The organism is Pleurocapsa minor HA4230-MV1, assembly GCA_019359095.1.
Classification (GTDB): Bacteria; Cyanobacteriota; Cyanobacteriia; order Cyanobacteriales; family Xenococcaceae; genus Waterburya; species Waterburya minor.
Genome location: JAHHHZ010000025.1, coordinates 231,229 through 244,569 on the forward strand (window position 1 = coordinate 231,229; position 13,341 = coordinate 244,569).

The 13,341-nt window shown below is 41.1% G+C and carries 12 protein-coding genes and 1 tRNA gene; 7 read left to right on the forward strand and 6 right to left on the reverse strand.

The genetic code is table 11. The features are described from left to right. The 5 genes from KME09_17725 to KME09_17745 form a co-directional block, all read right to left on the reverse strand. The gene (locus tag KME09_17725; protein ID MBW4535781.1) at nucleotides 1–1,158 is read right to left on the reverse strand and encodes an FAD-binding oxidoreductase; all 1,158 of its coding nucleotides are present in this window, start codon (nucleotides 1,156–1,158) and stop codon (nucleotides 1–3) included. 47 nt (nucleotides 1,159–1,205) lie between these two features. Further along, nucleotides 1,206–2,033 (reverse strand): nucleoside triphosphate pyrophosphohydrolase, encoded by an 828-nt coding sequence (gene mazG, locus KME09_17730; GenBank protein ID MBW4535782.1) that lies wholly within the window; start codon nucleotides 2,031–2,033, stop codon nucleotides 1,206–1,208. A 167-nt stretch (nucleotides 2,034–2,200) separates the two neighbouring features. Continuing rightward, entirely contained in the window at nucleotides 2,201–2,479 is a 279-nt protein-coding gene (locus tag KME09_17735) for a DUF2470 domain-containing protein (GenBank protein MBW4535783.1), read from the reverse strand. Between the two features lie 63 nt (nucleotides 2,480–2,542). Beyond that, nucleotides 2,543–3,016 (reverse strand): hypothetical protein, encoded by a 474-nt coding sequence (locus tag KME09_17740; protein MBW4535784.1) that lies wholly within the window; start codon nucleotides 3,014–3,016, stop codon nucleotides 2,543–2,545. A gap of 111 nt (nucleotides 3,017–3,127) precedes the next feature. Further along, entirely contained in the window at nucleotides 3,128–3,715 is a 588-nt protein-coding gene (locus KME09_17745; GenBank protein ID MBW4535785.1) for a GNAT family N-acetyltransferase, read from the reverse strand. A 215-nt stretch (nucleotides 3,716–3,930) separates the two neighbouring features. On the opposite strand from KME09_17745, the gene KME09_17750 reads away from it, so the two are divergent. Beyond that, entirely contained in the window at nucleotides 3,931–6,216 is a 2,286-nt protein-coding gene (locus KME09_17750; GenBank protein MBW4535786.1) for a GAF domain-containing protein, read from the forward strand. A 70-nt stretch (nucleotides 6,217–6,286) separates the two neighbouring features. On the opposite strand, the gene KME09_17755 is transcribed toward KME09_17750, so the two are convergent. Beyond that, nucleotides 6,287–7,879 (reverse strand): iron ABC transporter permease, encoded by a 1,593-nt coding sequence (locus KME09_17755; protein ID MBW4535787.1) that lies wholly within the window; start codon nucleotides 7,877–7,879, stop codon nucleotides 6,287–6,289. Between the two features lie 330 nt (nucleotides 7,880–8,209). Between KME09_17755 and KME09_17760 the strand changes: the two genes are divergently transcribed. The 6 genes from KME09_17760 to KME09_17785 all read left to right on the forward strand — a co-directional run bounded on the left by KME09_17760 (nucleotide 8,210) and on the right by KME09_17785 (nucleotide 13,160). Then, the gene (locus KME09_17760) at nucleotides 8,210–8,485 is read left to right on the forward strand and encodes a hypothetical protein (GenBank protein MBW4535788.1); all 276 of its coding nucleotides are present in this window, start codon (nucleotides 8,210–8,212) and stop codon (nucleotides 8,483–8,485) included. A gap of 134 nt (nucleotides 8,486–8,619) precedes the next feature. Further along, entirely contained in the window at nucleotides 8,620–8,772 is a 153-nt protein-coding gene (locus tag KME09_17765; GenBank protein MBW4535789.1) for a hypothetical protein, read from the forward strand. Nucleotides 8,773–8,975: 203 nt separating this feature from the next. After that, on the forward strand, nucleotides 8,976–10,166 hold the full coding sequence (locus KME09_17770; GenBank protein MBW4535790.1) for a GNAT family N-acetyltransferase: 1,191 nt from the start codon (nucleotides 8,976–8,978) through the stop codon (nucleotides 10,164–10,166). Between the two features lie 129 nt (nucleotides 10,167–10,295). Continuing rightward, nucleotides 10,296–10,433: a hypothetical protein gene (locus KME09_17775; GenBank protein MBW4535791.1), complete on the forward strand. Its 138-nt coding sequence runs from the start codon at nucleotides 10,296–10,298 to the stop codon at nucleotides 10,431–10,433. A gap of 114 nt (nucleotides 10,434–10,547) precedes the next feature. Beyond that, nucleotides 10,548–10,629 (forward strand) — tRNA-Tyr (locus tag KME09_17780). Between the two features lie 770 nt (nucleotides 10,630–11,399). Continuing rightward, the gene (locus KME09_17785; protein ID MBW4535792.1) at nucleotides 11,400–13,160 is read left to right on the forward strand and encodes a sedoheptulose 7-phosphate cyclase; all 1,761 of its coding nucleotides are present in this window, start codon (nucleotides 11,400–11,402) and stop codon (nucleotides 13,158–13,160) included. The last annotated feature ends 181 nt before the right edge of the window (nucleotides 13,161–13,341 follow it).

Consider the following 13,341-nt stretch of genomic DNA (forward strand, 5'->3'; position numbering starts at 1 on the left):
TTAAATAGATTTAGTCAAAGTTAGCTGTAGCTGCTCGATAATTTTATCTGCTGTTCCTGTTTGACTTTGGGCAAAACGTCTAGCTAAGACAGGTGCATAAACTAGAGTGCTAGTAAAACCAGAAAACAGATAAAGTCCTGTAATGTTAGCTAGATTTCCCACCAGAGCAATTCCTTGGTTATTAAATGCCACTAAACAACTATGACAAGTACCAGGAATATCTTCGAGTAAAGGTAAGATATAGCCTACCTGTTCACGAATTTGAGCCTCAGCGATCGCCAAATCAAATTTAGCCTGGGGATGCTCGGCGATCGCGCTAATTTGTCCGATACAGAGACTACCATCGATAAACTGAACTGCGCCTGGATCTAAGATTACCCGATCTACTCGATCTCCAGGATCTATGGCAGCAGGTTGAGCTTCTAGCCTAAATCTCTGTTGAACGGCAGGCATAACTATTGTAGCTAACTCCAAATCCATCGGGGGAGTCATAATTAGCTGCGCGTGCGTAAAATAATTATTCACTTTAACCCCTGCTTGCTGCAATAGCGATCGCGATAATCCACCCCCGCAGACTACAGTATTATTACCATAGTAATTATTAGTCGTGGTGGTAACACCAGTGATTTTGTCTCCTTGACGCACCAGATTTACCACCTGCTCATAGATAATCTTGCCTCCATTACGGAGCATGGCTTGAATATAGGCATTAGTAGTCTTTTGCGCCTGGATATGACCATGGGGTAGCTTAAGCACTCCTGAAATGGCATTAGGATTAAGCAACGGCTCTAGAGTACAGGCATCTTGGACGTTGAGTAATTCTGGAGTAACAGCAAAGCGATCGTAATTCAAGGCAACAGCTTGAGGATCATCTTGGCGATCGATAGTTAAGACTAAATCCAGTTCTCTAAATTCCGTATCGGCATCCAATTCCGCACTTAAATGACGATGTAGCTCAATCCCTGACTGAGCCAAAGTACGAGTTAGTTCATCTGTTCCTGACCAATAGGCTAAACCACCGTAACTATACACAGTGGCATTATCTGGCTGGGGATCTTTTTCTAACAGCAAGACTTTAAAGTTTTGTTGACTCAATTCATAGGCGAGACTAGCGCCAGTTATCCCTGCACCAATTACTATCCAGTCGTATGTGGTCATATTAAATTCTGTTGCGTGGCCATATAGTTATTGATTGCTGTAAAAACCTACGACTCTTTTTTTAGCTGTGCTTTAGCTTGTTGCCACAAAGATTCTAATCCCTCTAAATCATATGCTGTTAGGGGACGCGGGGCGAACTTTTCCATCAGTTCCAGACGTTGAATAAAACGGCGGTTCGTTCCCTGTAAACCAGCAAAAGGGTCTAGATCGTACCAACGAGCCAGATTAATAATGGTAAACAGCAAATCTCCTAATTCCTCCTGTTGATGTGCTTTATCTTCTGTAGTTAGAGCTTCTTGAAACTCCCCCAACTCTTCAGTAAACTTTGACCAGACTCCCTCAATATTTGACCATTCAAAACCTGCTGCTGCTGCCTTAGTCGATATTTTCATTCCCGCCATTAAAGGAGGAAGAGTACGAGCATAGCGATCGAGTTTACGGCTGAGAAGTTTTGCCTGTTCGGCGGTTTCTCCTTTTTCGGCTGACTTGATCTGTTCCCAATTTTGGTTGACTTCGTGCGCGCTGTTGACCTTTAGATCACCAAAGACATGGGGATGACGACGAATCAATTTAGCTGTAATCCCTTCAGCAACATCTTCTAGGGTAAAATTTTGCTGTTCGCTAGCGATCTGCGTCTGCAACACCACCTGAAGTAATAAATCCCCTAACTCTTCAGCGATCGCTGATTGGTTTTCTGTTTGCAGCGCATCTACAACTTCGTAGGCTTCTTCGATCACGTAAGGAATCAAAGTCTGCGGTGTTTGTGCCAAGTCCCAAGGACATCCCCCATCAGGAGATCTAAGTTGAGCAACTACTTCAATCAAACGCTGTAAGGCATCTAAAATAGACTGCTGAGTCGTCGAGTCAGAATTCATGCTGCTCTATCAAATTTTAATAACTGTATTTTAGCGAAGAAGGTAGCGATTATTTTCTGTAACTTTAATTTACAGCGAATTTCAGTTGGATAGAACCCATTACCCATTACCCATTACCTATTACTTATTACCCATAATGTGTCTACTCAATCGAAAACTGCTGTAAATTAAGCAGTGCGTGCCTGTTTAATCATCGCCACGAGCGTATGATGTGCATCTTCGGCATTTTTGAGGGGGTGGTCGAATTCTACCCTGACAGGCACGGTTGACCCAGCAATTTGAGCCAAGATATTCATTCCTTGGGGATCGATTGATTCCATCATGGCACTTTCAGTCTCAGGCGCATTGCCATATACTTGAGCATAAAGAGCGATCGCCGCAGCATGGTCTTGGTTCATATGTTGACAAATGCGATCGCTAATGGCGGGTGTAATAGCTTCAGACATAATTACTGGAAATAAATGAGATAAAGTTAAAATCAGTTGACCTTATCACCATAAACCTAATTGCTAAAGCAATTCAATATTTCTTACTTTACGAATTGTTTGGGGAAGTACCCCCACCAACAAAGCAAAAGCTTCATCTGGCAAATCTGCTACCGTTGCCACATCAAACCAATGTTCAAACTGATTTAAAATAACCTGCGCTCTTTGGGTTGGATGCGGGTTATCAATGATTTGCTTAGTTAATTTAACCCACTGTCGGCGCATTTTATATGCTTGCTTTCTTGCCTGGGAATTGCTGGGAGTAACCAGAGAAAGATTACCCACTGCTAAAAGTTTAGATACATCTCGATCGAATTGTCCACCAATAATCGCGCCTGGGCCTGCAAATTCAGCATGGTAGGTTTTATAGATAATCAAGCCATTCTTACGTCGAGGATTGACAATCAGTAATTCTCCCTGCTGCAATTGCAGGCGAACTTGCGCGCAAAGATCTGGGTTATCAGATAATTCTAGTTTGCCTGAGCTGGTGGCGTCCAACTTTACTTGGGAATGATTATTTGGGTTTTGCTCGTTCACTTTTAGAGTACTATCGTCCAGGCTCAAAAGTTTAACAGATTATTCCTAACTAACCTAGGATGTATTAAATCTTTAAGAGGTTGAAATCATTTTTTTTAGCAGTAAACGAGGAGAATAATCAAACCATAAATTTCCCCAATTCGGCTCAATCTGGGAAATTTGATAGCCATTGTGGCAGTATAACTGTTTTGCCGATTCATTACGGTCTAAAACATGAAGCCGAGTTTCTTGATAACCCCAGTCTAAAGCAGCCTGTTCACAAGCTGTCAAAAGCTGACTACCAATACCTAAGCGACGGTAATTTTGAGCTACAGCTAAATTAGAAATATAAGGATGTTGCAAACTAGCTGACCACAGAGTCGAACGCAGTGCCACCTCAATCGTTCCCACAATCACCGACTCATTTGAGTTGTGGTTCTTTGAAGAAGTTACTTTCGCGACTAAGCAGCGGTAATGGGGAGAAGTTGAACGTAATCGATAACGGATATCTTCATTAATGGTAAATCGGAGAATCGGATAGATCCAATGGGCAAACTCAGGAAAATTATAAAAACTTTGCGCCAAAATATTGCTGATTTCCTTGGTATCTTCAATTACAGCAGGATAAATCGTTAACTTTAAATCGCCTTCAACATCACTATCGAGAGATTTTAACACCATTAAATTAAGAGTTAGACTCAATTTTTCTAATTAATTTTTTTAATTATTGTAGCTGTAGATTTAAACTACTGATTTTTACCAAGTTTGTTTGGGAATAATAAAACCATGTAGGGACGAAACAATTGCCATCGTTTGGTCAATTTTTAGCTGCTCGTCATGGATAGCCGATCTTTACCAACTATCTTTTGCCCAAACCAAAATTGAGAATTGAATCAATGCTTCAACAACTTAAATATAACCAGTTAATGAGTGATTTATCTTGGGAAAAAGTAGGTCAATCCGTGGTTGATGTTATTGGTCAATTACTCGATCTAGATATTGCCATCTTGCACCTCCAAAAACTTAATTATGGTGTAGAACAATATTTTTTCTACCAAAAATCTACCCCACAGGCTACTCAAATAGATCGAGATTTACTCAAATTAACAGTTGTATCTTGTAGCGAATTAGCCTTTAGTGATGCCTTAACTATTAATCAATATGAGGTAAATCAAGCCGAGTTGCCAATCGATCGCTATAACGTCTGTCTTCAAGTCAATATTGCCTCAATTATCTCTATTCCTTTATATTTACAGACCAATTTATGTGCGTCCCTAACCATCCATCAGCTCAACTCTAGCGATCGCTTAGAACCACAACAATTAGAACAGCTGAAAATCCTCGCCACTCAAGCAAATTTAATCCTGGCTCAGATCTTGGCGGGGGACCAACTGCAAGAATTAGCTCAAAGAGCAACTACGATTAATCGCATCACCACCACAATACGCTCCAGTTTAGATCCTGCCGTGATGTTTGCCGCGATCGCTCAAGAGTTAGGTTCAACTTTGAAGGTAGATGGTTGTACTCTTTCTCTCTGGACAAAAAGCGATCGCTTTGTCCGTTGCGTTGGCTTATATAATCCTCACGAAGCAAAAACCCCGCTCGATTCTTCTGGCTGCCAACAGGCCACTACCTCTACTGTCCCCATCGCCGAAAATCCGATTTTGCAGGTTCTATTATTTACCAAAAAGACTGTGATGTCTAAAGATTTAGAAAAACAGCAAAACGTGGCTCGTTTTGAGCTTCCCTGGCACGCCAAAGCTAGAGCCTTGATGATTGTGCCTCTAATTGTTGAAGAGGAGATTATCGGCAGTATTACCCTCAGACAGTCTGATGCGTCTCGTGACTGGAGTACTTCAGAAACAGAATTAGCCGAAGCGGTAGCTTCCCAAGCAGCGATCGCCATTAGCCAAGTTTTAGCTCATCAACAAGTTCAGGAACTAGCTCAAAAAGAAACTACCATCAATCGTATTACCAATACAATTCGTTCTAGTTTAGAACCGCCAGTGATGTTTGCTGCGATCGCTAAAGAGTTAGGATCGGCTTTAAAGGTTGATGGCTGCACATTATCTCTCTGGACACAAAGCGATCGCTTTGTTCGCTGTGTTGGTCTTTATAATCCTCTTGAACCACAAAAAATTATTCTCGATTCTGCTGATTGGCAACAGGCGACTACCTCTAGTGTCCCCATTGCCGAAAATCCGATTTTGCAAGCTCTATTGTTTACCAAAAAGACTGTTAAGTCTATGGATTTAGAAAAACAGCGTAATCTAGCTCGGTATGAGCTTCCTTGGCACGCCAAAGCTAGAGCATTGATGATTATACCTTTAATTGTCGAAGAGGAGATTATCGGTAGTATTACCCTCAGACAGTCTGATGCGTCCCGCAACTGGAGTACTTCAGAAACAGAATTAGCCGAAGCGGTAGCTTCCCAGGCAGCGATCGCCGTACAGCAAGCCAAGTTATATCAACAGCTTCAACTGGAAGAAGAAAAAGTTAGAAAGCTCAATTACTATTTGACTGAATCAGTTCTCAAGCGCTTTTTGCCCGCAGCGATCGTCAACAAGGCAGCCACAGGCAAGCTTTCTCTCGATTTAACTCCTGAACCTCGGCGCATTACCGTACTATTCTGTGATTTGGTCGGCTTTACTAATTTATCGAGTCGCCTGGAAGTTATTCTACTAGCAGAAATTCTCAATGAATATCTTGAAGCAATGAGCAAAGCGGTATTCGACCACAACGGTACAGTAGATAAATTTGTTGGTGATGGCGTAATGGCAATGTTTGGCGCACCAGAAGACTTATCTTGCCCTGAACAAGCCAGAAAAGCAATTTCTACGGCTAAAACAATGTATTTTTATCTCCATATGTTAAATCGACGCTGGCAAGCTAAGGTAAACAGCAGTCGTTCAATCCCGATCCTACAAATGCGCTGTGGGATACACCAAGGGAAGGCGGTAGTGGGGATGTTTGGTGGGGGACAAAGGAAAGACTATACAGCTGTCGGTAAGGTGGTTAATATTGCCTCTCGTTTGCAAAGTGTAGCTCTACCCAACAGTATTCTGATTTCCGAAACTACGGCTAATGCTCTCAACCAAAATATTAATTGGGGACAGGTAAGGAATTTTCAGCTTAAAGGTATTGATGATGATTTTAAAGCCTATATGATTCGGGTTAAATAGTAAGTAGCAAATTAGGTAGGAGGTAGGAGGTAGCGTTACTTGTTACTTGTTACTCGTTACTCGTTACTCGTTAACGAGAATGGGTAATCCGCCAGCTTAAAAAAATGACAGGGATTATACCTACTAGAACAATGGCTAAGGCTGGTGCGGCAGCTTCGGCAAGTCTCTCATCAGAAGCGTATTGATAGACTCTAATACCCAGAGTATCAAAATTAAAGGGGCGAATAACTAAAGTAGCGGGAAGCTCTTTCATCACATCCACAAAAACTAACATGGCAGAAGTTAGTAACCCTCCCGACATCAACGGAGTATGAATGTTCCACAGGGTGCTAGTTGAACCATAACCCAGACTGCGGGAAGCATCATCTAAACTGGGAGCAATTTTATTGAGGCTAGATTCCACCGAACCAAAACCAACTGCCAAAAAGCGGACTAAATAAGCAAAGATTAGTGAGAAAATTGTCCCTGAAAGCAGCAACCCCGTAGAAATATTAAACGTCGAACGCATCCAACGATCGATCAGATTATCTAACCCCGCCACAGGAATTAATACTCCCACGGCAATCACTGAACCTGGGATGGCATAACCCATAGCAGAAATTCTGACCGCCGTTTTCATCAGCCAGTTGGGTTCTAGTCTTTGTCCATAAGCCATCAATAATGAGATGACCATAGCTGCGATCGCTGTAATGCTGGCTAAAGTAAAACTATGCTGGGCTAAATCTCTAAAATCAGCATCAAAAGAACTATCGAGGTTGTTTAAGGTTAACTGTAATAGATAAGCTCCAGGAATGATAAAGCCAAAAAGTACGGGTAATAAACAAGCAATTAACGCCCCTAAACTATGCCCAGGATTGAGCTGAAATGGGACAATCTTTTTAATTGAACTGGAGCGCTCGTAATATTGAGCTGCACTGCGCGATCGCCTTTCTAAAACAATTAAAATTAACACAAAGATCATTAAAAAAGCTGCTAACTGGGCTGCTGCCGATCTCTCCCCCATCCCTAACCAGGTACGATAAATTCCTGTCGTAAAGGTGTTTACGCCAAAATATTCGACCGTTCCCAAGTCATTGAGGGTTTCCATTAACGCCAAGGCTAAACCCGCCATAATTGCTGGTCTGGCTAAGGGTAAAGCCACAGTGAAAAAGCTCCGCCAGGGATTACAGCCTAAAGAGCGACTAGCTTCCATCGTACAGACTGACTGTTCTAAAAATGCCACTCGTGCTAAGAGATAAACGTAGGGATATAGCACCAACAACAACATTAAGGCTGCTCCCCCCAAAGAACGGATTTCAGGAAACCAATAATCTTCAACCCCTGTCCAACCAAATAAGTTGCGGAGAGTTACCTGCACAGGGCCAAAGTAGTCCAGCATCTCTGTATAGGTATAGGCCAAGAGATATGCAGGGGCAGCTAAGGGCAGCAACAAACCCCACTGTAACCATGTACTCCCCCAAAAACGGCACATCGTCACCAGCCAAGCCGTACCCACACCAATCAGGCAAACTCCTATTCCCACCAACAGCATGAGCCAGCAGGAGTTTAAAATATAACTTGGTAAAACTGTGGTGGCTAGATGTTTCCAGACAGCACCAGATTTAGTAAAAACACTGCTAAAAACAAATAAAATCGGTAAGGCGATAATCAAAGCGATCGCCATCACTAACAAAGTCCAGCTACTGAGAGCAAAACCCTGGGCTACTTTACGTGGGGAGAGAATCACAGTCAGTCTTTATTGTTATTACTTAATGATCAAATTTTACCAATCATGTCAACTCCCAGCTCAATTTGTAATTAAGACTACAAGTAAATAGTTGCAATATTTGACAAGAGATATAGAAGTGTAACGTAACGATGGTTTAACTTATACAAACCTATTCAAGATCATCAGAATTAGCTTTAATGCAGATATGAGTCTTTTGGCAGCAGTATAGATAGCCAGAACAGGATTCTTATGCTTCAAACAATCTAAGATCGTGAGAATAGAGCGATGAATGAGCCGTCGAAACGAGATGTCTTACTGGTAGAGCTAGAAAGAGAACGTTCGGTACGTCGTACTGCCAGCTTATTATCTGATAAGCGATCGCGCATTAGAGATGAGTTGGATCGTTTGATTAGTCATCTTTCGCTTTTAGTCTCCATCCCTCATAAAACGGCAGAAGATCCTCAACCAGAATCAGCTATTTTAATTGAAGCAGCAAGACGCATCGACGATCCTGTCTTTACCGAGTTAGTAATTCAATTGATTCGAGAGCGCCAAAATTAAATTAGGTAGTAGGTAGTAGGTAGTAGGTAGTAGGTAGTAGGTAGTAGGTAGTAGGTAGTAGGTAGTAGGTAGTAGGTAGTAGTATTTTTAAGATGTCTTCATGTTTTTACCTACTAAGTAGGTAGGCAAAATAATTGATCAAACCCCTACCCTTAGAGCTATTTGTTACTCGTCCTAAAGGACTTGTCTCGCATAGTTTCCGTCGCGTTTTGGGTAGGAAGATTCCCACCCAAAAGCCGACGGGGAGATACCGCTCCGCATATTACTCGTTACTCGTTACTCCTTAACCTCATTTTCAATTTAATTACACCCACCTACTTACCTACTACCTAATCTCAACCCATCAATTCAAACTTGACGATCTATTAGGGCTATATCAGTCTCATCAGGTGGGAATAAGATAATTAATATGGGTTTTACGGCAATTTTTAGCAATATTTATTAGGCTAATTAACAAATCCTCAGTTACTTCAGTCTTAAACGCCACATTATGATTGAGCAGATCAAATCTCAATACTCTCTGTCTTGGATTACTCAAATAGCCGAAATTCCCCAAGCAAGCTGGGATGAATTAGCCAAACCCCTGGCTACTCCTTTCTTAGAGTGGGAGTGGCTAAATAATCTTGAAGTTTCGGGCAGTGCAACGGCTCGTAATGGTTGGCAACCTTGTCACCTGACAGTCTGGCGCGATCGCTATTTAATTGCTGCTGCACCCTTATATATTAAGGGTCATAGTTACGGAGAATTCGTTTTTGACCATCAATGGGCAGATTTATCCCATCGTTTGGGAATTAATTACTATCCAAAGTTGTTGGGCATGACTCCCTTTACTCCCGCAGTGGGATATCGGTTCTTAGTCGCTCCTGGGGAAGATGAGGAAGTGATTACTGAATTGATGCTAGCAGCGATCGATAACTTTTGCGATCGCAATCGGCTTTCTGGCTGTAATTTTTTATTTGTCGATCCTGACTGGCGCAAAATGATGGAGAACAATGGTTTTGCTAGCTGGCTGCATCATGGCTATATTTGGTCAAATCAAGATTTTAACTGTTTTGATGACTATCTCAAGATGTTTAATAGTAATCAGCGCAAAAATATTAAACGCGAAAGGAAAGCCGTCACCCAAGCAGGCTTATTGACCAAAACTTATGCTGGAGCGGAAATTCCCCAGTATCTATATGCTGATATTTATCGATTTTATAGTAGTACCTGCAACAAGTTTTACTGGGGGAGTAAATACCTTACTCGACGGTTTTTTGAGCAGCTTTATCCTAACTATAGCGATCGCGTCTTATTGATTGTGGCATATACCGAGCAAGATGATCGCCATCCTGTCGGTATGTCTTTCTGTCTGCAAAAAGGCGATCGACTATATGGTAGGTACTGGGGCTGTTATGAAGAATATAATGCCCTGCATTTTGAAGCCTGTTACTACAAACCAATTGAATGGGCGATCGCCAATGGCATCAAGACTTATGACCCAGGTGCAGGAGGTAGACATAAAAAAAGAAGAGGCTTTCCCGCTACTGCCAATTATAGTCTTCATCGCTTTTACAATCCCCGCATGGCGCGAATCCTACATAACTACATCGATGATGTCAATCGAATGGAGCAAGAGGAAATTTCCGCCATCAACAATAATCTCCCTTTCAATAAACAAGAAATTACGTTCCATTTATGATTTTTTTGCTCAAAATCAGCATCAATTACTTTACAGATCGAGGCGATAATAAGGGAAATTTGAAGAATAGCCCCAAACCCAAATTGTTTTGATAACATTTACGTATTACCAATTAAGATTAAAATCGCTATGTCTGACTTAAATCGAGGAATAATGAAGTTTGATGGTGCAGACAAACCAATTTTGGTTGCTGTATCCGCCCTGTTAATTTTTGGAGGCATAACTGCTTTAATTTTATGGGCCTTAAAATCAGCCTATGTAGTTTAGCTTTGCCTCATTACTACAGGAAGCAGAGCGCGAACAGCTCAAAATTCAGTTAATTTTATTTTTATTGCTCTTTTGCGTTTATCCTGTGTTATGATATTTAATCGTGACACGAAAGGGTCGATGTCCGAGTGGTTAAAGGAGGCGGACTGTAAATCCGCTGGCTACGCCTACGTTGGTTCAAATCCAACTCGGCCCACTATATGAAAGTAACGAGTGAAGAGTAACAAGTAACGACGGATTGGGCTTGTTACTCTTTACTTTTTATTTGCGAAGCTTATCCTTTAGGACTCGTTACTTAAAAAATACAAAATTATACTTAAAAAGCAGACCTCGCTTAGTTGGGGTCTGCTTTTTAATTTTTTAGAGCAGCCAGCTAGATCATCATGATCGAGTTATGGTTCAACTTTAATTTAAAACCAATAGACTATAACCAAAGATTGATGACAAAATTGATTTTTTTTGTTCCCATATAACGCATTTAAAGTATAAACAATAAACCAGGCATATTGAAATAAATTTAATCCGTCTTAAAGCTTTGCTATACCCCTTTCAGTGTCTTATTGATAGGCGATCGTCTATTATTATCTAGTTAAATATATTAGAAAATTCACCTACTAGGTGTGATTTTTAGTTACCATAACAAAGTACGCTAAGCATTTAAGTTAAATTTTCTCATTACTTACAAGACTCTTCAAAATTAGGTGACATGATTGAAATAGCATCCTGTTTCACAATACTCCCTGCCTATTTTTAGCTGCGTTTATTTTAAGATAATGACAAAAATCAACTAATTGTATTGCGGACAGGAAAACAGAAAACTGTATTCTTCATCACTATAATTTGCCTTTCAAAGAGTTTTTGGTACTATCTTATTAGCTTTTTGAAGCAATTATGTTATCTCAACTTAAATAAGGGACTTACACAACCCTAAAAATTTTGCACTTACCGTTTCTTTCGGAATAAATAATGACAAAGACTACCTTGGCAGTTAAAGCTTTTATCTCTAAGCAAGACTGTAAGCCTCTGACGTGCCAGAACTTGGAAAAGGCTGTAGAAGCCATTTGCTGTAGCGAACAATTCAAAAGCTTATTGCTTTCATTGATCGATAGTCCTGCTTTTTCTCAGGAATTAGGAGCAGAGTTTGCTGAAGTAGATGCAGTAAAGGGTATATCCCCTTGTCGCAAGCTTCGCACTTGTCTTAACCTTTCTCTGAGCAGCTTTTTTGGCGTTTTGGCAGAACTTTTCTCTGCCTTCGACAAAACCATAGGTCAGGAGTGGTACAAGTTTGCCAACAAAATACACTCCTCAGAATTAGGCAAAATCAAGCTAATCGATTATTTGAAAAACAGTGCCGAGGGAGAATTTTATCAAGATTTAGCAGAACGTTTGGTTAAGGAAAATCCCCACGCCATCTATCCTACTTCTAGTTACCGTGAAAGCCGTGGCTACGTGGAAAGCACCCCTGACGATCAAACTATTGAGGCGGTAATGAGGTCTAGCACCTTTACTTCCATTAAAGTTATTGATAATTCTCTCGATCCTGAGCAGTTGTTGTTGAGAGATATGTATATTTCTCATGGACGTTGTGTATGTCTTGTTGACCAAAACGTTGAGAGCTATTTTGGTGAACAGCTTGAACATTATTTTGACTATCACGGCATTAAGCTCGAAAAACTGGTATATCGAGCAATGGAAGTGGATAAAGGTATCTACACTGTCGAAAAAATGCTTGGTGATTTTAAAAACTTAGGAGTATCGCGCAACGAACCAGTGTTAATCGTTGGCGGTGGTGTGTTAGCCGATACTGGAGGACTAGCCTGCGCCCTATATCATCGCAATACGCCCTACATTATGCTTTCTACTTCTATTGTGGCGGGTATCGATGCAGGGCCATCTCCTCGTACCTGTTGTGATGGCTTTGGCTATAAGAATCTTTTTGGCGCTTATCATCCTCCAATACTATCAATTACCGATCGCTATTTCTTTAAGACTTTGAGAGAGGGATGGCTGCGTCACGGAATCATTGAAATTATTAAAATGGCTGTCACTAAGGACGCAGAGCTATTTGAAATGATGGAACAGGCTGGCCCTCGGTTAATCGAAACACGTTTTGGCACTATGGGTTGCGAAGCTGATCCTGAGATTAATCTTCTATCCCAGAAAATTTTGGGTGCTGCATTACGAAGCTATGTAGCAGCAGAATACGACAACCTTTACGAAACTCATCAATGCCGCCCTCATGCTTATGGACACACCTGGTCACCTGGGTTTGAAATTGAAGCTGGCTTGTTACATGGACACGCAGTTGCTATAGGGATGGGTTTTGGTGCTTACCTAAGTCTGCGGATGAAATGGATTGATGAAGCACAATTTCAGCGTATTATGCGCCTAATTAGTTCGTTTGGGTTGAGCCTATGGCATGATATTATGTTGAGAACAGATACTCTGTGGGCATCTCAGCAAAAGATTTTTGAGAAGCGTGGTTGTAACTTAGCTGCACCACTACCTAAAGGCGAAATTGGTCAATGTGGTTATCTCAATTCTCTGACTCGCGAAGAATTAGATCGAGCAGTTGCGGAGTATCGCTTAATTTGCCGTGAGTATCCCCGCAAAGGTTTGGGAATTGAGCCTCACTGTAGCGATGTAGGATTAGAAGATCCTTCAACAGTAGCTCATGCGCCTTTAGAGTCGGCGAGCATTGATTCACAGCATCTCTCGGCTGTATAAAGCAAGATTTAAAGATTAAATATCAAAGCTATATTTGGATAATTGGGTTGCTCCTGGTTATCCAATATTTTTTTAGTTCAAGCCACAAAATATTTGTTACAAATACTATAAATGTTGGAAATGAGAGCAAGATCGGAATACCAAAACTTACCAACACTATCTTTTCATTTACTTTTTCATT